At 38.7% G+C, this 22,395-nt stretch carries 17 protein-coding genes; 5 read left to right on the plus strand and 12 right to left on the minus strand.

Translation table 11 applies throughout. The features are described from left to right. The first annotated feature begins 55 nt into the window (after positions 1 to 55). From KSO91_RS06600 to KSO91_RS06615, 4 genes are all read left to right on the plus strand, one after another. The gene (locus KSO91_RS06600) at positions 56 to 2,299 is read left to right on the plus strand and encodes a peptidase U32 family protein (protein WP_238742170.1); all 2,244 of its coding nucleotides are present in this window, start codon (positions 56 to 58) and stop codon (positions 2,297 to 2,299) included. A gap of 84 nt (positions 2,300 to 2,383) precedes the next feature. After that, positions 2,384 to 3,151, plus strand: coding sequence for a DUF2189 domain-containing protein (locus tag KSO91_RS06605; RefSeq protein ID WP_238742171.1), 768 nt, complete (start codon positions 2,384 to 2,386; stop codon positions 3,149 to 3,151). Between the two features lie 24 nt (positions 3,152 to 3,175). Then, the gene (locus KSO91_RS06610) at positions 3,176 to 3,832 is read left to right on the plus strand and encodes a DUF2987 domain-containing protein (protein WP_238742172.1); all 657 of its coding nucleotides are present in this window, start codon (positions 3,176 to 3,178) and stop codon (positions 3,830 to 3,832) included. Further along, positions 3,833 to 4,624, plus strand: a complete 792-nt coding sequence (locus KSO91_RS06615) for a phosphotransferase (RefSeq protein ID WP_238742173.1) — start codon at positions 3,833 to 3,835, stop codon at positions 4,622 to 4,624. A gap of 197 nt (positions 4,625 to 4,821) precedes the next feature. Here KSO91_RS06615 and KSO91_RS06620 read toward each other — a convergent pair whose 3' ends face one another. The 9 genes from KSO91_RS06620 to KSO91_RS06660 form a co-directional block, all read right to left on the minus strand. Next, a complete protein-coding gene (locus KSO91_RS06620) occupies positions 4,822 to 5,841 on the minus strand; it encodes a polysaccharide deacetylase family protein (RefSeq protein ID WP_238742174.1) in 1,020 nt (339 codons plus the stop codon). Positions 5,842 to 6,015: 174 nt separating this feature from the next. Further along, on the minus strand, positions 6,016 to 6,567 hold the full coding sequence (locus KSO91_RS06625; protein WP_238742175.1) for a hypothetical protein: 552 nt from the start codon (positions 6,565 to 6,567) through the stop codon (positions 6,016 to 6,018). Between the two features lie 703 nt (positions 6,568 to 7,270). Beyond that, a complete protein-coding gene (locus KSO91_RS06630; protein ID WP_238742176.1) occupies positions 7,271 to 9,913 on the minus strand; it encodes a tetratricopeptide repeat protein in 2,643 nt (880 codons plus the stop codon). Positions 9,914 to 9,967: 54 nt separating this feature from the next. Beyond that, positions 9,968 to 11,320: a PEP-CTERM-box response regulator transcription factor gene (prsR, locus tag KSO91_RS06635; RefSeq protein ID WP_238742177.1), complete on the minus strand. Its 1,353-nt coding sequence runs from the start codon at positions 11,318 to 11,320 to the stop codon at positions 9,968 to 9,970. Between the two features lie 26 nt (positions 11,321 to 11,346). Beyond that, complete coding sequence (locus KSO91_RS06640; RefSeq protein WP_238742178.1) at positions 11,347 to 12,648, minus strand: TonB-dependent receptor; 1,302 nt, start codon at positions 12,646 to 12,648, stop codon at positions 11,347 to 11,349. A gap of 8 nt (positions 12,649 to 12,656) precedes the next feature. Then, positions 12,657 to 13,418, minus strand: coding sequence for an AAA family ATPase (locus tag KSO91_RS06645; protein ID WP_238742179.1), 762 nt, complete (start codon positions 13,416 to 13,418; stop codon positions 12,657 to 12,659). Continuing rightward, complete coding sequence (locus KSO91_RS06650) at positions 13,415 to 14,980, minus strand: XrtA system polysaccharide chain length determinant (protein ID WP_238742180.1); 1,566 nt, start codon at positions 14,978 to 14,980, stop codon at positions 13,415 to 13,417. Before KSO91_RS06650 ends, KSO91_RS06645 begins: the two co-directional genes overlap by 4 nt. Positions 14,981 to 14,982: 2 nt before the next feature. After that, the gene (locus KSO91_RS06655) at positions 14,983 to 15,588 is read right to left on the minus strand and encodes an XrtA/PEP-CTERM system exopolysaccharide export protein (RefSeq protein WP_238742181.1); all 606 of its coding nucleotides are present in this window, start codon (positions 15,586 to 15,588) and stop codon (positions 14,983 to 14,985) included. A 54-nt stretch (positions 15,589 to 15,642) separates the two neighbouring features. Further along, positions 15,643 to 15,891 carry an ATP-binding protein gene (locus tag KSO91_RS06660; RefSeq protein WP_275113928.1) on the minus strand — a complete coding sequence of 83 codons (249 nt, stop codon included), beginning with the start codon at positions 15,889 to 15,891 and terminating at the stop codon, positions 15,643 to 15,645. A 233-nt stretch (positions 15,892 to 16,124) separates the two neighbouring features. Between KSO91_RS06660 and KSO91_RS06665 the strand changes: the two genes are divergently transcribed. After that, on the plus strand, positions 16,125 to 17,084 hold the full coding sequence (locus KSO91_RS06665; RefSeq protein ID WP_238742183.1) for an IS110 family RNA-guided transposase: 960 nt from the start codon (positions 16,125 to 16,127) through the stop codon (positions 17,082 to 17,084). A 15-nt stretch (positions 17,085 to 17,099) separates the two neighbouring features. Here the strand turns inward: KSO91_RS06665 and prsK are convergent, their stop codons facing one another. From prsK to wecB, 3 genes are read right to left on the minus strand one after another with little or no spacing between them, the layout of a single operon-like run. After that, entirely contained in the window at positions 17,100 to 18,929 is a 1,830-nt protein-coding gene (gene prsK / locus KSO91_RS06670) for an XrtA/PEP-CTERM system histidine kinase PrsK (protein WP_238742184.1), read from the minus strand. 52 nt (positions 18,930 to 18,981) lie between these two features. Next, positions 18,982 to 20,232 carry a UDP-N-acetyl-D-mannosamine dehydrogenase gene (wecC, locus tag KSO91_RS06675; RefSeq protein WP_238742185.1) on the minus strand — a complete coding sequence of 417 codons (1,251 nt, stop codon included), beginning with the start codon at positions 20,230 to 20,232 and terminating at the stop codon, positions 18,982 to 18,984. A gap of 28 nt (positions 20,233 to 20,260) precedes the next feature. Continuing rightward, positions 20,261 to 21,397 (minus strand): non-hydrolyzing UDP-N-acetylglucosamine 2-epimerase, encoded by a 1,137-nt coding sequence (wecB, locus tag KSO91_RS06680; protein WP_238742186.1) that lies wholly within the window; start codon positions 21,395 to 21,397, stop codon positions 20,261 to 20,263. Between the last annotated feature and the right edge of the window lie 998 nt (positions 21,398 to 22,395).

Genomic DNA, 22,395 nt, shown 5'->3' on the forward strand with positions numbered 1-22,395 from the left:
AGCAAGGGTGTCGGGTAAAATCCGCGTCTTATAAACTAAAAGCGGTCAGTCGACGATGAAACAGCAATTTGAATTATTAGCACCGGGTGGCGATCTGGATTCTATTAAAGCGGCAATTGCAGCTGGTGCCGATGCAGTTTATTGTGGGCTAGATAGTTTTAATGCGAGAAAACGTGCTGTCAATCTCAGCTTTGATGAATTAAGCGGGGTCATAAGACTTGCCCATCAACACCGCTGCCAAGTTTTTCTTACACTTAATATTATTATCTTAGAAAATGAGCTACCGGCGTTGTTGCGTTTACTTAATCAGCTGGTCAACAGCAAGATTGATGGACTGATTGTGCAAGATTTGGGGCTCTTTTATCTGTTATCTAAGCACTTTACAAGCCTTGAAATACACGCATCGACTCAGGTGACAACACATAATGAAGGGCAAATATTATTTTTAAATAAGCTCGGTGTTTCGCGTGTTAATTTATCCAGAGAGTTAAATATAAAAGAGATAAAAACCTTAACGATGTTAGGTCATCAACACAATATTTTATCGGAAGTGTTTGTCCATGGATCTTACTGTATCAGTTTTTCGGGGCTCTGTTATTTTAGCTCTGTAGAGAGCGGAAATTCGGGCAACCGTGGTCGATGCAGCCAACCTTGCCGTGACAAATATGAAAAAACGGCGACAGGCTTTGACCATCCGCTTAATCTTAAAGATAATTCTGCTTTTTTCGATCTAGCCACCCTCGCAGATGCAGGCGTGGACTCCTTAAAGATTGAAGGACGGATAAAAGGCGCTAGTTATGTACATACCGTGATTAATAGTTGGCGAAAACAGTTAAATAATTTTTACAACCAAGGACGTGTGTTAGATGATAACAGTGACCTTTATAAAGTATTTAATCGTGATTTTTCAAATGGATTTTTAAAAGGGGATATTAATAAGCTGATGTTTATTGATAACCCCCGTGATAATACGCTTAAACATATTGAACAACAAAATGCCGAGGCTGGCGCTGAAGAAATAGAACAAGCAAAACAAACGCTTTATAATGAAAAAATAGCCATGGTGAGAACAGTTGAAGAGAATATAAAAGATCTCACTATCGCTAAAACTCCTTTGATCATTGCCATATCTGGTGAACTTAATCAAAAATTAGTCGTATCTGTTAGCTCCCCGAAGGAAAGTTTTGTGGTGCATTCACAAAGCGTATTGATGCAGGCTGATCAAGCAACGATTAATCTCAGTGCATTACAAAAACGATTTAAAAGTTTAAATGATGGACAATTTGTGATTGAAAAGCTGCTTGTAGATGATCTGCAAAGTGATCTATGCATCCCTTTTAATGAGTTAACCCGTATAAAAAATAGTATTGCATTTTTGCTTAACGGCGCTGTCGAGCTGGTTAAGCCCGTGCTGATGCCTATTTTAAAAAAAGCGGCTGACAATAAGACTGATCCGCGACTTGCTGTACTGATCGCGAGTGAAACTGACCTGCATCTTTGTCAGTTAAGTTCGGTCGATATCTATTATAAATTGCCCGACAGCTTTAAAAAGGGATCTTCTCAGCTTGTCGATCTGTTTTTAAATAACGGCAAGTTGATCCCTTGGTTCCCCTCGATTTTAATTGCCGAGGACTATCTCGCTGCCGCTGAATTTCTTAAACAGTTGCAACCCAAACTGATTGTAACCAACAATACTGGTATCGCCTATTTGGCTTCAGAGCTTGGCATAAATTGGGTAGCCGGACCCTACCTTAATATTAGTAACTCTTTAAGTTTGCTTGCGCTGAAAGAAACGTTCAATTGCAGTGGTGCTTTTATTTCCAATGAGCTTAATAAAGCGCAGATAAGAAAGATTGTCCGCCCAGATCGTTTTAAACTGTTTTACAGTCTTTATCACCCCATCTTACTGATGGCTAGTCGGCAATGTTTCTTTCAGCAAACAGTCGGTTGCAAGAAACTGAGTATAGATGCGCAGTGCATACAAAAATGTAAAAAGTCCGCCTCTATTATCAATCTTAAAGGGATCGCCTTTAGCATCGATAAACAAAAAGGGGGATACCCCAGTATCTATAGCAGTCAGCCTTTTTTAAATACTGAGATTGTTAATGAGCTGCCAGATATGTTTACCCATTTCCTCATCGATTTAACGGATATTGGTGGGGGCAGGCATATTACAAGGGATAAAAGACGACTGATTGAATTGTTTACTGATCTTGTCAATGGCTGCACAGATGCGGGCTCAGCTTTGAAAGAGGTGATCACGTGCTCGAGTAATGAGCAATATAAAAAGGGCTTATAGGCGAGTAATAAACTTGAAAAGCTAATGGAACTGCCTACAATGTCCCGTTCTTATTAAAGATAATATTAAGGCCATTCGCTTGTTATGAACAAAAAACATTTTATATTAGGCGGTGATATAAAAAAATCACTGACCGAAGGTTACCGACTTGATTTGAAATCAATTTTAAAGGATGCATTTGTTATTAGCAAAAAGCATTATCTCACGTTGATCCTTGCCTGTTTGCTTACCTTCGTTATTTTAGCTAGTAGTTATACGCTTATGACACAAGCATTCTCTGGCCTTGGTGACAACGGGGCAATGATTGTTAATTATATTATTACGCTGCTAGTTGCACCGCCACTGTTAACTGCTTTGCAGATGATGGGCGTTCATCATGCTATCGGCTTGAAAAGCAAATCAAACGATCTGTTTCATTACCTCAATATGACCTTAAAGCTATCATTAGCGACTATGATGATCAGTTTAATCACTAATGTTATCAGTGTTATTTTGACGCAGACCCTAGGCGATTTGGGGTTTAAGTTGTCAATTGTTGTATTACTGTATCTGAATATGACCTTTAGTTTGGTGTATCCCCTCATTGCAGAGAAAAAAGTGCCACCGCAAATGGCTCTAAAACTGTCCTTTAAATTGGTGAACAAAAATCTCGGCCAATTTACGCTGTTGTTTATAATCTTAGTTTTGCTTGCGGTTATTGCGCTTGTTCCCTACGGGCTAGGGATGATCTTTTATATTCCATTTTATTTTAATTTAATGGGTATCGTATACCGTCAAATTTGTGGTGTAGGCGTAGTTGCGACTGAAGTTTCGGATAAGGATGATACGCCCAGTGATGAATTTGAAGCTTAGCTCAGTCGACAACAGGGCCTTATAATGAGACGTTTTTCTGTACTGCTAATTTTATTATTGAGTGTAAATAGTGTGTTTGCATCTCCGTTGAAATTAAACTATTCACTATTTTTTGGTTATATGAAAACCTTAAAAAAGCTGCAATATGGGCATGTCACCAGTGCTTTTTATCTGCGTGATAAAAACACTGGTTCGGCGTGTTTAATTAAGCAGGCTGACATGGTTGTTGATCAAAAACGTGAGCCTATAAATTTTGAGAAAACCGGGCGTTTGTTACCTTTTTATTCAGATCAGCACCGTAAAGATGGGGCCATGATTGAAGTTGACCTGCTTGCTGGGCAAGCGAATTACCAGTGTGATTTACAGGTAACAGTGATGGCGAAAGAGTCTGAGCTGGACAGTTTATCATCGCAAAAATTAGTTTTGATCAGCGAGCAACTTGAAGGTCTGTTAAAAAAAAATGCCGGTATGATAGGGAAATATTTTTTACCTGATTTCTCCGGTGTGCATCTACACCTAGCTGCACCTTTAAACTCATTACAACTAAATGCTATAGACAAGCAAATTCTCATCGCACAAAATGGTGATTTATTGATTAGTAAAAAACTACTTGCTAGCCTTGATTTTACATCGCTTAGTCAATTCAATATTGTACGGGTTAGTCCTTGGTTGAGTAAATAATTGCAGTTATTAAAGATAGATGAGTTAAGTTGGTTGGCGGAACAGCATATTGGTGAAATTGTTACAGTACAAGAATTTATCGATAGCCGGACGAATCAAGTTTTTTTATTAGAAACAGACAATCAGCAACATCATTATATTTTTAAACGGTTAAATAGAAAAGCGCGCGATCGCCGTGATCGGCAAAGTGAATTATTGGTGCAAAAATTAGCGAGTGATAGAGACTTAAGCCCGAAGATACTGGCTAGCTGTGATGACTACCGCTTGCAGGAATACTTTCAAGGGGAAACCATAGACTGCAGTGCCACTGAACATTGCACTGAGTTGCTCGCTTCGCAATTGCATCGTATCCATCAATTACCCGCTTTGCATGCACAGCGGCAGCATTTAGCCATTGAATTACAAAAATTAAAAGATCAATTAACACAGGCTATCGATGAGCCAAGGTTTGAGCGTTTTTTACAACAGGCAAAACAATTAGATAAAAGCTGTTGCGCTGATGTCTTATGCCATGGGGATTTGTCCTTTAACAATCTCTTGCAGAATAAGAATCAACAAATCAAAATTTTAGATTGGGAGTATGTGGTGCTTGCCTGTTCCGCTTACGATCTCGCGGCTTGTAGCAGCATCAATGGACTTAACCAAGCACTGCAGATGCAGTTAATTGAGCACTACTACCTACTAAACCAAGAAAAGTTGTCACTTTCATTATCACAACTTAAACAGCAATATGCTTTATACCTTTCCCTATTTACCTATCTTAATGAATTATGGTTGCTTGTTTTTCCGTGAAACTGCGGAGTGCTGAAATGTTGTCGGCATAAGGGGTCTTTAATTGGCCCTGCACGGATTCAGCCAGAAAACGACTTTGTGGCAGCCCTCAAGATAGAAACCATCATCCCCTTCATAGTGCGGATTATTATGGCCTCTGTACGCTGTGGGACGTATAGAGGCTGTACTAACGTCAATGTTATTACACAGAGCCATGTTTATGCATTTTTAAGGTGTTTAAGATCTTGATAGGTGATGCATTTTAATTCTTTATGGGCTTTGATAAAACTTTCTAACTTTATCAAAGAGTAGGGGGATAAACTTTTGGGGTGGCCCATTACATTAAAAATGCGGCCTTCACCTGCTAGTTTTAAGTGCTCTTTAAACGCACTTTCTAACTGTCCTGCTTTTGAACCATCAATCATCACAGGACCGTATGTTGTTTTGGTTAAACGTTCAATATAATAACTGCGACTAGCAACCATTGCCTGCCCATCACTGAAAGGAGTGAATAGCTTGGTGGCAAATTTCTTACGTAATGCGAGTTTCCAAAAAAACCAAGGTGATGTTTTAGTGGCGCTGATCGGCAGCTCCGTAAAATAGCCATTTTCTTGCGCTATTAGTGGATCCTCATTAAAATGCCAGTAAGCCTTGTCTGGCGTGGTATTAAAATCAAACCAGCGGGTTGGATCATCGGAATGGCCTTGTGAAAAAACCGTGCTATCTAACCAAATATCATTCTCTTTGAGTGCTCTTTCAATTTTTTCGAAGGGTTGCAGACACCATCCGCCAGCTCGAAAGGCAAATATGGCTTGCTTACTGCATGATTCAAGCTCTTGTTTATAACTTTTGACTATTGCGCTGATTTCTTGCGGATTGAAATCGTGGAGTCGATAGCGTTGTGTATTAATCACCCAAGTCCGCCCATCATAATAACTATCTTGCCAATGCGGGTGAATATGTAGTTGTATATCATGGCCTTGTTCGGAAAGTGATTTTAGTTGTTGTTTAATCGCCGTATATTGTTTGCCCAAAATTGGAAATTTATGTGATTCTTGTTTTAGTTTAACAAGAAATCCGGCATCAACAAACAAACAGACTTTATAGTTGTACTTGTCTAATAGTGTTAATAATAGTTGCGTTGGCTGGATCACACAGTTTTCAACACTGCCGCAATAGTCACCAAAAAAGAGCTCGTAATCCAAGCTGAGCAATAATTTTACTTTATTGTTTTTCATTCACTCATTCCGATTAAAGAGGGGGCTTGATTATCATAACGTATTTTATATTACTGAGTAAGCAACGATTTATACGAGTGTGCAGAGAATTTTGCTTGGCGCATAAAAAAGCCCATGAGCAGTAAGTGTACTTATGGGCTTGTAGGGTGAAAATAGTAAAAGTCTTGCTTGTTACTATGCTTGTTTGTTACGACGAGCAAAACCGAAACCTAAAAGAGCTAAGCCTAGTAGTGCAGTCCCTGCAGGTGAAGGAACTGCTGTTGATGAGAAAGACATTTCATCTGAATTACCATTCGCAGTGATTGTCCACGTACCTTGGGTATCTTCGAAGGCCGAGTTAGTACTACTGATAATACCGTTACCACCAAGCAGCGCAAAATTTAACCCTAGACCAGGAATAGATCCAAATGAATTTTGAATGATGCTTGTAATCTGAAATGTAAACCCACCTATAGTCCAAAGACTATATGGAGTTGGGGCTGCAACATTTATGTCGGTAAATGATGCGGCTACGCCTTCTAAACCATTAAAATCTCCTGTTACTAGTGTGTCAGAAAGATTCGCAAATGTATTATTAAAAGCCACTGCGGTTACTTCAGTGGGTGTGTGTGTCACAGTTGCACCGCCAGTAAAATTAATTACTCCCGTAATAGGTATTGCAGAAGCATTACTGGTAGCTAGTATAAGCACAAGTGATGTGGCTAACAGTGATATAAATTTTTTCATTTTCATTTCCTTATCATCAATAAAACTGAGTATCTAAAACAAAGCTAAACGCACAATCAAACTGAGCGACGTTCATGTATGGTTATAAGCATATTATATGCCAAAGAATATTAACCATTCTTTTCAGTAAGTTACCATCGTTACTGGTGAGATGTTTTATTTCCCCTGTAAGATTTTTCGGCACTAAATAATTTTTTTTAGGTTTTAAATGATCTTTGGTTGCTTATTATTTCACTATTTTAATTGCTGGGGGGGCAAAATAAAAGTGCTAACTCTCTGATATAATTATAAATTCGGAAGAAATTCGCATATACGTTAAGGTTTTATGTCAATGCGCTGGCAATCGTATATCCCAGTCATTTAAAAAAGTGGTTTTCGATCTGCTCTGATAGTCTAACTTACAGTGTAAATTATTTCGACGTTACTAGATTTATTGCGCGTTATATTACCTTTCTGGCATTTACTAACCAACATGACTTGGATTGTAAGCGGCTATAGGAAAGTGCAGTAAAAAAATTAGCTTCTTTATAAATAACGGCAAGCGTTAGACTACTATACCAATGTTACTATTCAAGCGTAGGGGGAATGGAGGAAAGCAATGAGTTGATTTGTTGTTCTTTCTGATGCAATTTATCTTGCGTTATCGGACTAGCTCGAAAGGCCTTTATTATAGACCCCGAGCTAGCTTATTGAAGCTATAACTTTAAGTTTCATTAACAATATTAAAATGATCATTAATGCTAGCATCTTCAGGTGATAATTTTATTGCTTGCTCAATAAGCGCTTTACCACGCTTTTTATCACCTTGATTAAATAATATCCAACCATATGTATCTGCAATAGCCGCATTATTTGGCATTAATCTATATGCTTTCTCTGCCAGACCAGCCGCGCGCTCATCGCCTTGCTCGAAATACAGCCAGGCTGCATTATTTAAGCTGATGATATCATTCGGAGCTCGTTTTAGTAGCGTTTCATAGATTACTAAAGCTTGTTGTTTATTCCCTTTATTTTGTTGATAAATCGCTTGATAACGCTGCGCTGCTAAACTGCTGGGTAATGCTTTTTGCCATTCATTAAGAAAAGTGACTGCTTTCTCTGAATCGCCCATTTTCAATTGTTGATATAGCTGTTCAGCAACACCTTCATCTTTTGTTTTTTGCCAGTATGAATCTAATAGATTGATCGCTTGTTTTTGTTTTCCTTGTGCAATTAAGATATCTGAATTCAATTGTGTGGCTAACGAGCTCTTTGGCAATAGCCGACTTATTTGTTCGGTTATTTTTTGAGCTTCATTATATTGTCCAGAAGCTATTTCTATCCGTGTTAATAAGCTTAAAAGGCGAATATCTTTTGTGGCTTTTTTAATTGCAGGCATGAGAATCCCCCTTGCTTTGGGATAATCTTTTTCTACCATTGCGGTAGATGCTTTTGCCAGATTAAGTCGCAATATTATTTCGTCAAGGCTCGCTTGGTACTTTTGTGGTAGTTCATTTTCTGCTTCTTTCGCATAACCCGTTGCTAAGTCGATTTTATTCTGTTGTAGGGTTAAATTAGCCAAGGTTAGTGCTAAGACGCTAGCTTCGTAATTTTTAGGGAGATAATCAGCTGCATTCAACGGATCTTGTTGCAGCTGTATCATGGCCAGCACAATGCCACGATAAGCAACAATTTCAGAAGGGTAAAAGCTAATTATTTTTTTATAGTCAGTCAGGGTGAGTTGCCAGTTTTTGTTTATTATATCGATTTTAGCTACGCTATAAAGTGCTTGGATATTGTTGTTCTCTAATGTCAAAATGTTTTTTAGTATTTTTTCTGCTGCATCCAACTTCCCCTGATAGATATAATAATTTGCAACAATTAATTGTGTATCAGTACTCTCGCTGTATGTTTTCTCTAAACTGGCAACATAGTTATTTACTTCTATTTTTTTATTGAGACTGAGAAGTTGGCGAATATGGAGTATCTGTAATTTTTGGTTTTCGGGATTGGCAGCCAAAGCGGCAGAAACTGATTGTAGCGCCATTTCTGGTTGTGGATCCGGTAAGTTGTTGTAATAAAAGTTTTCAAGTAGTGCAACCCCCACTGAATTGGGGGCTAAGGATGCTGCTTTATCAAGGGCTGTTTTAGCTTTCGAAAATTCTTTTTGCTGAATTGCGGCACTGGCATAAAGAATCCATGTTTCAGCATTTCGGCTTGCTTCTGGCACATATTCAAGTAAGGCTAAAACCTCTTCTGATTTGTTCTGTTGCAGCTGTGTTGCTACGTAAAGCTCAGTAAGTTTGAGCGGGGATATTTCAGGATCAATTACATCTGCAAGATATTTTCCAGCATTTTTAGGATCACCTTCCTTATAAAGGATGAGTCCTAATAAAGTCGCTGACTTTTTGTGCCCCGGAGTGCTATCTAGAATCTCAAATAACAGTTTTTTGGCAGCAGCAAACTGCTGATTTTCAAATAATTCAAGTGCACGAGTATATTGCAGAGAAAGCGATTCTGTCCCAGGGAATTCATCGGATAAAATATGTGTGTAGATCATCGCTTCTGCAACGCGACCCTGCTGCGTTAATACATTTGCTAAGCTCTGAATAATTTGAATACGTTGGGTGGTAAAAATATCAGCAGAGGGCAAGGTCGTTAATGCCAGTGAAAGAGATTTTTCAGCTTTATCAAGTTCACCCATGTTGATATAAATTAAGCTTTTTAAGAAGATACTTTCAGTATTTGTAGCATCAAGTTCGATGATTTCATCAATAATATTAATTGCACCATCTGCATTGCCGGAGGCTGCTTCAATTTTTGCAAGGGCGAGCTTACTGTCAATTTTAAAATCTGAATTTTTTAGTAATTCATTAAAAGCGGTTTTGGCTTGTGGCAATTGACTGTTATAAAATAATTGCTGTGCAATTGCTAGCTGCAAACGTGGTGCTTGAGTGGATAGCAATACCCTCTGTTGATCAATCATTTTTTGTGCGGAAATAAACTTTCCTGACTTTTGATAAGCTTCAAGAAGTGCAAAATAGTACTCGGCATTTTTAGTACCAGTAAATGCTTCAAGCACTTTAATGCTATTTTGAGGTTGCCCCGATTGTTGATGTATTGCCGCCAAAATGAGGTATCCATCAACGTTAGCAGGGGCGGCTTTAATTGCTTCGCTAGCTGCGTTAAAAGCGGCTTTAAATTGATGCATATCGAGGTATGCTTGCCCTTGTTGAATGTGTATAGCAGGATCGTTGCTGATTGCCGAATCTGCGGAATCACTGCAAGCTGACAGTAACATCGCGCCAGTAAGCGTGATTGCTGAAAGTATATCTTTTATTTTAATATTAAAGCATGCTGTTTTCATCGATATTTCCTTGCTTAAAATTACCTTTAAGGCACTGAGTATCCGCTTTCTTACTTAATTGATACTTAAATTATGTTTTTTCATTAAATCGTACAAAGTAGGTCTGGTTACACCGAGCAATTTTGCCGCCGCAGATATATTGTTACCTGTCGCATTTAGGGTTGTTTTTAGTGCATTTAGCTCTGCACCTTCACGAATAACTTTAAGATTTAGTGGTATTGGATCAACGGATTTTAAACCCAAGTCTTCAGCCGATATATATTTCTGCTCGCACATAATTGCTGCACGAGTGACTTTATTGCCAAGTTCACGAATATTGCCTGGCCATGAATATTCCTCTATGGCGCTGATAGCATCTTCAGTAAAACCGACTATTTTTAAATTCTCTTCCTGAGCATATTTTTTTAATAAGTAACGGGCCAGCAGAATTTTATCTGAACTCCTGTCTCTTAAAGGCGGAATATCAATCTGTATTTCTGCAATCCGGTAATAGAGGTCTTCCCTGAATTCACCTTTTGCCATCATTTCTTCGAGGTTTCTATTGGTTGCGCAAACAATTCTGGTATCCAAGTAGATTAACTTCCTACCGCCAACGCGTTCTATCACTTTCTCTTGTAAAAAGCGTAGTAATTTAGCTTGTAATTGGAGAGGCATTTCCCCTATTTCATCAAGAAAGACTGTACCGCCATCAGCAAGCTCAAATTTTCCGGGGGTACTTTTTACCGCGCCAGTAAATGCACCTCTTTCGTAGCCAAATAGCTCACTTTCAAATAGGTTTTCAGGTAGAGCGGCGCAATTAATCGCAACAAAGGGCGCATCACTACGCGCGCTTAGCGAATGCAGTGATGTTGCTAAAACTTCTTTGCCCGTACCGCTTTCACCAAGCAGTAAGCAAGCTGCATTAGTCGGGGCGACTCTTTCTATCAACTTGCATACCTTTAACATTTTATCATCGCCAGTGATCAATCCTTTAAGATTGCTACTTTTAGATAAATTAAAAGCTCTGTTTTTTGCCTCCAGCTGATGCATGTGAAATGCGCGCTGGACGATAAGTTCTAATGTATCGGGATTGACTGGTTTGCTGTAAAAATCATAAGCGCCTAGGCTGACCGCTTTGATCGCATGCTCATTACAATCATTACCGGTCATAACAATGAGTTTCATGTGCGGATTTATTTCCAGGGCTTGCTGCACTAAAGCAAAACCTTGCGTCACCCCATCTGGATCTGGTGGCAAGCCAAGATCTTGTACCATGACTTGTGGCTCATGCAAGCGTATTGCGATAATCGCATCATTTAAATTAGATGCCACGACAACATTATAATCGGAAAAATGCCATTTAAGCTGAGTCAGCAGTCCTACGTCGTCTTCGACAATTAATAAAGTTTGAGCGTTATTTTTCTGCAAAAGATCCCCTTAAATTTAATAACACTTCAATACCTGAAAGCGATTCTGGTCGAATAGTGTTGTTCTTGATAACCTGGTGTGACCTGAATATCTGTTTGTTTTTCAAAAGTAGCGGAGCACTGTATATATAATGAATCATTTATATTATATCTTCCATATACTTTCGCTTCTGTATACTTCTTATTGTCTCCACTATTGAGCTCTTCCTTGTAATAGTCTGCAGAGATACCGGAACTGAATTTTTTGGTTACCGACCATACCAGTTCACCGTAGGTACCATATCTATTTTTGTCCTCAGTGGCGCCACTGTTTATCATCAATATATTATCATCATTACTAAAATATAAGCGTGCTTTACTTACTAACCGCCCGTCGAGCATAGTGTATTGATAGTCTAATGAAATTTTAGAACGCCAAAATACGCTATTTCCAGAGAAGTCCAATTCATCAGGTTCACCAACTTGTTGCGCTGAGTTTAGAAGTGTTCTGGACGCACTGAGCTGCAACAGATGTGCTCGCATTAGCGCGTTAATACTTAGACCGTAATGCTGGCCATTGTAGTCATAATCTGAACCTTGAATCCAAGTTTCACCCATGCTTAGTAAATAAGTCCCTAATCTATATTGTCCTGTTATCTGTGCATCTAAATTATGCTGCCGATAATCACTATCTAGACCATCAAATTTATGTTCACTGCCCATATAGCTTAATTGTAGTTGCATTGTCTTACTTAGCGCATACTGCCAGCTTGTTTGCCCTGTATTTGAATTGCTATCATTGTTATTGCTGTTGTCAAACCAGATCTCCTCGTGCGCAACGGCAAACACAAACGTTGTGCGTTGCGAAAAGGGGAGCAACCATTTTAAACCTAAATCGACAACATCTCTTTCATCTTGATTTCCAGCGAGGTTTGTTTTGTTTTCATCAATAATATATCTTTGCCGGCTATGCGCGAGGTTAAACAATATGTTTTTACTAAATAGCTCCTGTGTGAGGGCTGATTTACCTATCCAATAGCTACTGTTTTCAAGTGCATTTTCACTTTGACCTTCATATTTTGTATAATAATTAAGTACTATTGTGTTGCTGGCCGACTGCTGTTCGTAGCCCAGTTCAACATCGCCTATAAGGGTAGAGCCACTTTGCTCATCGTTGGCAATTTTATAGATATTGTCGCTATATTCATATTCAGCACCCACCTCTATAAACTTGCTCCTACTAAACTGCTCATCGTCGTTATTATCGACAGCTTTAACACACGTCACAGATGACAGCGTTGTTATTAAAATGGCAGAGTATATTTGCTTACATAGATTACTAATATTCATAAGAGTTATCACTTATCATTAAGAATGATGCCTGCAAGTTTTCCGTTACCGATCAAATCAATACCCACCTGCACTTGTGATGGGGTTGTTTTACCATAACGAACGACTAAAATTGTCATATCACAAATTGATGCTAAAATTTGACTTTCTGCATAACGGCCAATGGGTGGGGTATCCAGAATGATAAAACGATCTGGGTAGCGTATCTTCACCATCGAGATGAAGTGTTCCATTTTCTCTGATGAAAAATTCTCAGCTGCATGCTGTGTGCGAATACCTGAAGGAATAATTCTTAAGCGAGGAATGCCCGATGAATAGATAATATCTTCTATTTTTTCTGTGTCTCCCTCCAGAAAGTGTGACAAACCAAATTTGGGAGGGTGGTTGAGATAGTTATCTAAACATGATGTATAGCTATTACAATCAATAACGAGGGCTGTTTTACTATGATCTAGGGCAATGCTTGCAGCCAGGTTCATGGCGATATGACTGGTGCCTGCTTGAGGAGTCAGGCTGGAAATCATGCAAACAAAATTTTCATTATTTGCCGCTTTTAATATCTTGGTACGTAGTTCACGGTAATCATTAAGTGATTTATCATCTTGGCAGCCAGGATAAATAATTTTAAGTTCGTCGAGTTCCTGAGCTGTTAGCAAATATTCATCGTTCATATTACGAATTTGTTTACGTGCGTCAATGTCGATATCAGCAGCACTCAGATGAGTATTTTTATTCACATCTACAGGATAATTCAAATTGCTTTGTGTCATTTCAATAACTCCATTAGCCGTGAATGCAAGGGAGTATACACTTCCAGTATGGGGGTTTCATATTTATGGGCTAGCGCAATCGCCATATAAAGAGTTACTGCACAGAACAGAAATAAAGTTAATACGATATTGCTCAGACGTCGTTTTTTTCTTTCTGAGCGATTCATATTATGGTTAATTCTGACCAGAAGTGGCACTTGGGAGAAGGCACTTAATTGCGAAGCAAATCTGATTTTATTATCCAACATTATTTTAGCTGTCGCCACTCCAAGTAAAAAGAGCAATCCGATAATCGGTCCTGCGATGAAAAAGTGCAGTAATCTTGGTCCCGAGGGCACTGTTGGATATACCGCCGGTTCCTGGACTTTATAATTTACTCCTTGTCCTTCGATATCGAGTACCATCGAAAGCCGCGCTTTTTCTTTATTCGCAAGCATATCTTCATAGAGCTTTTTAATAACACTGTTATCACGGTTTAACTCCGAAAGCTCTGCTTGGTTATTGGCTATTCGTTTACGTCGCTGATAAGCTTTTTCGAGCAAATCATCGAAGGCATTAAGCCTGTTTTTGATGGTGTTATGCTCTATCTGAGCTGTTGATAATTTACTGCTAAGCTCTGTATAGAGAGGATTAAATTCGTTAGCAAAGCCCTCTTTCTCATTTTTTCTGTTTCCTAAGTCCGCGATGCTTTTTTTGGTATCACTAATCTGATATTTTACTTCAACTACTTCAGGATAGTCACTTTTATAAGACAGTAGCAAATTATTAAGTTGTTGTTGTAACTGGTTTAGGCGAGTGTAGTAAAGCGCCGCTTCGTAATCATTTGACGAGAATTTATCTTGTGAGCGCAGTTGGTTTTTGAGTGATGAAATTCGTGTTTGACTCTCCATTTCTTGAATTTTCATATCTTCAATATCATTACGTAATGTCGAAATTCGTGACTCCACCTCGGTTTCTGTGCCGTCTAAGTGCGTTGACTTAAAGCTCTTTAATTTGTTTTCTGCTAGTAGTAATTGCTCTTTATAGCTGGAAACCTGTTGTTCAATAAAATTAAATGCACCACGGCTTTCATCTCTTTTTGTATTGGCGCTATCTTCAATGAATAAACGTACTACTTCATTTAATAGTCTAAATGTCAGATCCGCATCGTTATCCTGGTAGGAAATTTTTAAATAGTTGCCATTCAGTCCTTCAACTTGCAATGCTTGACGTAATTCGGCAATTTTTTTATCGCGACTTGAGGGCGCTAGAAAAGCTGTTTTCCCGTAAATACGGACAATGACTTTGTTTAACTGTCGAGGTGAGTAGATAATATCTCGCACTTGCGACGTCCGACTTTCTTTTACCTTAGTGACCGCTGTCTGATCACCCAGCAGCGGTTTAATAATATTTTGGGTATCGGCATAAATAGTCACTTCACTATTAAACACTGAAGGTTTCATAATCCCTATTGCTAAAATACCAAAGCTGACTAACGTTGCAAGTAATGCCGATTTTAATTTGCGCAGAGATATTTCATGCCAGACGGCAATGATATATTTATAAATTTCATTAAGTTCCATATTTAAAAAACACTCTCTGGGACTATTAGGGTATCGGATGGGCGTAACTCATAGTCAGTCGCTATGTCACCCTCTTTCATTATACTATCGAGTCTTACTGGGTAACGTTTTGTACCTTCATTTGTTTTACGGTATAAAATGGCGTTATCGCCATCGGCAAAAACGCTTAATCCACCCGCCTGAAGAACTAAATCAAGTATAGTCATGCCCTGACGATAGGGAATAGTCTGTGGTAATTGTACTGCACCGGTGATACGCACACGGGTTAAAAATTCAGAGCTAATGGCTGAAGTTACGATGACGGTGACTTCGGGATTACGGATGAATTTATCGAGCTGATCGCTGAGGTTGGCTGCCAAGTCTTCAGCTGTTGAGCCAACAGCTTTAGCATCACCTATTAAAGGAACTGAAATTTTTCCATCCGGCCGAACTGCGACACTTAGAGATAAGTCAGGGTTTTGCCAAACATTAATATACAACTGATCGCCCGCGCCTATTTTGTATTCCGGGATCTCTTGTATTGCGATCCCTTGCTCAGGGCTATCAAGTGGTGTGGAACAGCTGGTTAGAAGACCAAAGCTTAACGCCAATAGTATTAATTTTCCCATATTACCCTCTCAGTTAGTTATATTAATATATTCTGATAGTGATTCGGACTCTTTTTATGATGGTACCACATGAGCTAATTTTTCTTCGCCATTCAAAGGCAAATAAACAGAAAATTTAGTCCCTTTCCCGATCCAACTCTCAACAAAAACTTCGCCTTGTAATGAATGTATTAGCTCTCTTATTTGGTACGCGCCGATCCCCATTCCCTTATTTTTTTTTGTACTGGAAAAGGGGGCAAACAATTGTTCATTAATAAAAGATTTATCCATCCCACAGCCTGTATCTTTGACTTCTAGCCACAATGCCTTGTATGGATAATAAACCCATTAATTAATAATAATTAAACCAAGTTCGGGTAAAGTGAGGCCCAAGCTTTGGCTGCAACCAAAGCCTTCTTATACAACAGTTCGATAAATGCCAGGCTCCTCATTTGAGAGACCGTTAACAAGAAAGAACGTTGTATAGGACTCCAAGCATTAAACTCGGATAGTCAACTGGGCCTCGAGCCCGAATAGCAAGGCGGAGTCAGCTTATTATGAATTGCACAATTAATCAAAAAGAAATCACCATTGGTGTCGACACAGGCAAGCTTCAACTCGACATTTATATCAGACCGCTCGATATTTACTTCACGGTCACTAATGATGAAAAAGGCATTAAAGAAGCCATTAAAATAATCAAACCTCATAAACCAACACGTATTGTCATTGAAGCAACGGGTCGACTCGAACATGCATTTATCATGGCATGCTCAGAGGCTAATTTACCCTTTACAGTCGCAAACCCAGCTCATGTCAAAAAGTTTGCTGGCGCGATTGGACGTAAAGCTAAAACCGATAAACTTGATGCTCAACTGATTGCTCATTATGGTGAGGCCATCAAACCTACATTATCCACATTAAAGCCCGAAAGCATGCAGTTAATGAGTGATTTATTGTCCCGAAGAAGACAACTCATGACCATGCAAACCATGGAGAAGAACCGCCTTCAAATTATGCCAAAAGAAATATCGGGCATCATAAAACCTATCTTAACGGCGATTAAAAATCAGATAGAAAAAGTCGATGGAAAACTCAGTAAACTGATTGAAAGATGTGATGAATACAAAGCCAAAAACACGATCATTCAGAGTATGCCTGGCATCGGCCCAGTCGTTGCTTTCAACTTACTCAGTGATATGCCAGAGCTCGGTTATTTAACCAATAAAGAAGCAGCTTCGTTAATTGGAGTAGCACCATTTAATAAAGAAAGTGGCAGTTATGAAGGTCAAAGAAATATACGTGGTGGTCGTCACAAGATACGAACAGTAATGTACATGGCAATGATGTCAGCGATGCAATGTAATCCAGTTTTTAAAGCAACATATCAACGATTAGTAGCAGCAGGAAAACCAAAGAAAACAGCCATTATTGCCTGCGTTCGTAAGATGATTATTATATTAAATTCAATGGTTAGAGATGGTGTCACGTGGGATCCTGAAATGAATCAGAATTAGTAATTGACACCATAGTCACTTGTTATCTGAGGTCAATTTTATTGACACTCGGCCATTATCTTCTGTGGCGTCCTGTGCATTTTTGATTAAATGATAAAGTGCCATCTGTAATTTATCTTTATCGGCTACGACAAAGGCATTATCACCTTGCATGGATAATGTTGGAACTGGAAAACTAGACGCATTCATTTCAAGCGCATTTACTAGAAGCTCGTTCACATTGACAGGCTCTAGTTTACCATGAGGATTCCCTTGCAGCTTGACTAATAGTTGATCCATTTTTTCAACTGAATTAGTGATAGTCAATATTACATCATTGACAAATTCAGGCTTGTGCTTGAATTTTTCGGCATTGTTAACCATTAAACTCTGTTGTGCAATGAGGTTTTTGATATCGTGTATGGCGAACGCTGTGATCTTATTAAATAGATCAAACTGTTGATTTTGAATTAGTTTTTTTGATGCCTGATAATGACTCAGATAACTGCCTATTTGCCTACCAGTTAGCTTTAATATGTCCAAATCTTCCCAGTTAATGGCTGTATTGATTGATTCTTTGCAGAGAACCACAAAACCAATTAATCCTTGGTGATCATTTAATGGGACTATGGTCCATGCATTAGGTGTGTTAATAAACCACTTAGGTAAGTATTTGTTGTTCTTTTTATCATGAACGCCGCTATATTTTGGCGCTTGAAATATCCATTCGTTTTCTGCCATAAGTTGTATAAAGTGGCTGTCATTTACTTCAATTGCGCGTGAGGGGGGTAATGTAAAGTTTTTTAAAGCCACGGGGGAATAAAACTGCTGGCCTTTAAGCCAAATACCGCCGCTATGACAATTAAATAAAGTGGTGGCAGCTGAAAGTGCTATTTCATAGCCGTTATTATCTTTACGTTTTTGTGAAAGGAGGGCATCTAAATTTATCCATTGTTTTTGGTAATCGTATTTATTGCTAAAGAAGTTTTTGCTAATCCAAACAGTCACATATTGGCGATATCTCTCAACAAAGGAGAGTGCTGTTATGGCAAAGATGGACATGACATAAATAAGTATTTGTGACACTTCTACCCATTCAATATGGAAAGAATTAACCACTACGCCCAAGAGGGCCATGCATATTAGGAATATTCCCGCCAATATAAAGCTGGCATTAAAAATAATGATTGAATGAGATAGTTTGAATTTACTCTCTTGTCGTTGCAGAAAGGGATAAATAATAATTCCCAATGCTAATATTAACGAGGTTGCAGTGCTAATAATGCCTCGTGCATACCAAAGGTGACTGCTTTCGCTGCTAAATAATAACAGATTAGAAAAAACAAACATGTCATAACCCAGTTGCGTAAGTGCAACGAGTGCCACTAATTTACTGACGCGGTTTGATTGGTCATGCCTAAGCAGCTGTTCGGCTATTACAATAGCAACTAAGCACGCTCCGATTTTTATATAGAGCCATGATTTTGGCTGTATAAACTGAGCTAAGGCACTATTTAACCCTAACACCCAGATAGTTACGACGACAGTAATACTGACGTATATAAGCGTTGACCAACGCATCGGCAGTCTGGTTGACTGCGAATACATTAGTAAGTAAACAAGCACTAAGCACCAACCCATATAACGTAATATTTCAAGCAATTGGAATTGATAACTTGATGATATATTGTAAAAAGGACTAGGTGTTAACGTAATATGCCAGAGGGCCGCGAACAAAGCTAAAAAACATAAACTAATCTTTATTTTAACGTCTTTTATTTTAACCAATGCGGTCAACGCGAGTGCAATCTCGACACTCCCGATTAAATAATCAAACAGGGTTAGTTTTGAGTAATAATCCATCATCGATGTTTCACTATCCTTATCTGTGCATATGCAATATTTACGTATCGAGGTTCTATAATATTCCGCGTGTATCGATCACCACTTTTGTTGAAAACTGGGTTTTATCTGCCATTTTAAATTGTTTATGATCTACAAGTATGACAATCACATTAGCAATCGCTAAGGCGGTTTCTAAGCTTGTAAACTCAACACCTAATTGTGTTAAATGTGCAGGGTATGATTTCACATTTGGTTCTACTGCAATTAGTCTTCCTATTTTTTTACTGGCAAGGTGCTCAACAATGTGCAGTGCAGGGCTTTCTCGAAGATCGTCAATATCAGCTTTAAATGCAAGCCCTAAGCAAGCAATAACGGGACGCTTAAACTCATCAGCGGCGTGCATTATTTGTTCAATTACGTGGAAAGGTTTGTGATCATTGATCAAACGGGCTTGCTTGATAAGTTGTGCTTCTTTAGGACAACTATCAACAATAAACCAGGGGTCAACTGCAATACAATGTCCACCAACACCAGGGCCTGGATTTAAAATATTGACGCGGGGGTGACGGTTGGATAATTTTATTAATTCCCAGACATTTATTTGCAATTTATCGCAAATGATAGAGATCTCATTTGCAAATGCAATATTTACATCACGAAATGAATTTTCAGTGAGTTTAGACATTTCAGCAGTACGTGCATTAGTCACTATGCATTCACCGTGCACAAAAGTACGGTACAGCTCAACAGCTTTAGTACTGCAGCTTTTGCTCATCCCACCAATCACGCGATCATTTGAGACCAACTCTCTTAATACATATCCAGGTAACACACGCTCTGGGCAATATGCGACATTGATATCTGCCGCATCGCCTCTATTCTGTGGAAAGGAGAGATCTGGGCGTGCTTTTGCTAGCCAAGTAGCTAATTTTTCAGTCGTGCCAACAGGCGATGTCGACTCAAGAATGACGAGGTTACCCTTTGCAAGTACGGGGGCTATTGTGTTGGCTGCTGATTCAATATAACTGAGATCTGGTTGGTGGCTATCATCATCACTATGAATAAAAGGGGTTGGCACAGCAATTATAAATACGTCAGCGGGTTCAGCCGTGGTTACTGCGCGCAAATTGCCAGTAGAAACAACACTGCGAACAACAATATCGAGATCTGGCTCGACAATATGAATTTTCCCAGCATTAACAATATCAACTGCATTTTGATTCACTTCGACCCCAACCACATTCATACCACGAGAAGCAATAATTGCAGCTGTAGGGAGCCCTATATAACCGAGGCCAATCACTGATACTTTTTTCAACGTCATAATTATTCCCTTTGAATTTTATTAAACCTTAGTTATGCGCTAAATAATGCTTTATTTTCCTAATTATTTTCTGACAAGCTTGGCCGTCTCCATAGGGGTTATGCGCGCGACTCATTTGATTATAGAGTGTCTTATCTTGTAATAAACTTTCTATTGCATTAATAATTTTACTTTTATTCGTACCAACAAGCAGAACAGTTCCTGCGTTTACAGCTTCAGGCCGCTCAGTCACATCGCGCATTACTAAAACGGGTTTACCTAAACTTGGTGCCTCTTCTTGGACGCCGCCCGAATCAGTTAAAATAATGTATGCTTTATTCATTAAATACACAAAAGGAAGGTAATCTTGTGGTTTTATTAAAAATACATTATTAAGACCAGATAATATGCGATTAACGGGCTCTCGCACATTGGGGTTTAGATGCACAGGATAAACTATCTGAATATCTGGATATTTAGTCGCGATCTCTGCGAGTGCTTCGCAGATTCGTTCAAACCCATCGCCAAAACTTTCGCGGCGATGCCCTGTTACCAAAATTAATTTTTTATTAGCATCTAGTTGAGGGAATTGATCTGCCAATGCCGAAGATAGTTGGCTGTTATTTTTTAATTTACTGGTTACCTGCATCAATGCATCAATAACAGTATTACCTGTTACTTCAATATCCTCAGACGGAATTCCCTCATTGAGTAAATTCATTTGAGAACAGGTAGTTGGAGCAAAATGGATCTTTGCAATCGCGCTAGTTAATTTTCGATTGCCTTCTTCTGGCCAAGGCGAATTTAGGTTGCCAGTGCGTAAACCAGCTTCGATATGTCCTATTGGGATTTGTTGGTAAAATGCGGCTAAACTAGCTGATAATGTAGTCGATGTGTCCCCATGAACTAACACCAGATGTGGCTTGAACTCTTTGAGGATAGGCTCTAATCCTAGTAATATGCTCGTGGTTACCTGGGAAAGGGATTGCCCTGGTTTCATTATGTTAAGATCATAATCGGGAGTGATAGCAAATAACTCCAGCACTTGATCAAGCATTTCTCTGTGTTGTGCGGTAACGCAGACTTTTGCATTAATGCCTGTTTGATTATTCAGAGCGTCAACAAGAGGGGCCATTTTAATAGCTTCCGGTCTGGTACCAAAAACAGTTAATATTTTAATAGGCATAATTATTTCAACATTTCCCTATGAATTATAAAATTTAATAACAAGTGCATTGAAGATGATATCTTGCAGTGCATAGACAAATTTAACCTTAACAAGGTATGGGTCACAGGGGGTAGTTATTCTACGTTCAAAACTCATTATACGGAGGTGCTGAGTTTGACCTGCAAGGCTGATTGGCCACTGATGTTTTTTAATATAGTTTAAATACATTGTGTTAGCGATACTGAATGAGTGATTTCTGAATAATAATTGGAAAATCAGCCTTTTTAACATGAATAATTCCCACTTGTTTCACACTTTTTCTATGTTTATAGAACTTAGGTTCAAATTATAAGGCTTATAACTTATAACTTATAAATTTAGAAAAGTAGCCACCTGCATCTATGCTAATCGCATCTTTTCAAAAAAATCTAACAATAAACAACTAACCGATGAACCATGAAGCTTCGACTAAGACAGTTAAGCGATATTTAGCTGCTTATAACGCCATTACAACGATAAAAACTATGATTGATGTAATTGACTCAAAATTAAAGAAATAGAGTCTAAACTTGTTATTGGAGGGCTTAGGGCAGATCAACGCAATGTTATTAGCTAATAAACTATTTGTCAGCGCATGTGCTTTAAAAGTCAATTTTTTGGGTAATTAGCCAATACTTGTGTAGAAAAGGATGCGTTTATCAATTACACAGCAAGGATAAACAAGCCCTTAGATAGTTTGTTAATGAGCCAGTAAGTGTTGACGGGCGCCTTAAGTTGCTGATTACTAGGCATAATTTATTGATTCTCAATTGATCTAATTGGTTGTGGCTAGTACAGTGAAGCGTGGGGTAAACAGGAAATCAGTTTTACCGTTTTGAAGCGAGTAGATGATCAATCAGCCCAAAAAACAGCGACAGCAGTAATGATTGCTTCACTAACGTATTCAGCAGGCGTAATAACGATACCAGCAGTCAATCGTTTCTTTACAATTGACTACTGACTTGAAAGTGATGTTT

Source organism: Psychromonas antarctica, assembly GCF_022267535.1.
In the GTDB taxonomy this organism is placed as follows: Bacteria; Pseudomonadota; Gammaproteobacteria; order Enterobacterales; family Psychromonadaceae; genus Psychromonas; species Psychromonas antarctica.

Bases quoted from the DNA above. Each gene is read 5' to 3' on its own strand.
- KSO91_RS06600 (WP_238742170.1), top strand. From the start codon at position 56: ATGAAACAGCAATTTGAATTATTAGCACCGGGTGGCGATCTGGATTCT.
- KSO91_RS06605 (WP_238742171.1), top strand. From the start codon at position 2,384: ATGAACAAAAAACATTTTATATTAGGCGGTGATATAAAAAAATCACTG.
- KSO91_RS06610 (WP_238742172.1), top strand. From the start codon at position 3,176: ATGAGACGTTTTTCTGTACTGCTAATTTTATTATTGAGTGTAAATAGT.
- KSO91_RS06620 (WP_238742174.1), bottom strand. From the start codon at position 5,841: ATGAAAAACAATAAAGTAAAATTATTGCTCAGCTTGGATTACGAGCTC.
- KSO91_RS06625 (WP_238742175.1), bottom strand. From the start codon at position 6,567: ATGAAAAAATTTATATCACTGTTAGCCACATCACTTGTGCTTATACTA.
- KSO91_RS06630 (WP_238742176.1), bottom strand. From the start codon at position 9,913: ATGAAAACAGCATGCTTTAATATTAAAATAAAAGATATACTTTCAGCA.
- KSO91_RS06640 (WP_238742178.1), bottom strand. From the start codon at position 12,648: ATGAATATTAGTAATCTATGTAAGCAAATATACTCTGCCATTTTAATA.
- KSO91_RS06645 (WP_238742179.1), bottom strand. From the start codon at position 13,418: ATGACACAAAGCAATTTGAATTATCCTGTAGATGTGAATAAAAATACT.
- KSO91_RS06650 (WP_238742180.1), bottom strand. From the start codon at position 14,980: ATGGAACTTAATGAAATTTATAAATATATCATTGCCGTCTGGCATGAA.
- KSO91_RS06655 (WP_238742181.1), bottom strand. From the start codon at position 15,588: ATGGGAAAATTAATACTATTGGCGTTAAGCTTTGGTCTTCTAACCAGC.
- KSO91_RS06665 (WP_238742183.1), top strand. From the start codon at position 16,125: ATGAATTGCACAATTAATCAAAAAGAAATCACCATTGGTGTCGACACA.
- prsK (WP_238742184.1), bottom strand. From the start codon at position 18,929: ATGATGGATTATTACTCAAAACTAACCCTGTTTGATTATTTAATCGGG.
- wecC (WP_238742185.1), bottom strand. From the start codon at position 20,232: ATGACGTTGAAAAAAGTATCAGTGATTGGCCTCGGTTATATAGGGCTC.
- wecB (WP_238742186.1), bottom strand. From the start codon at position 21,397: ATGCCTATTAAAATATTAACTGTTTTTGGTACCAGACCGGAAGCTATT.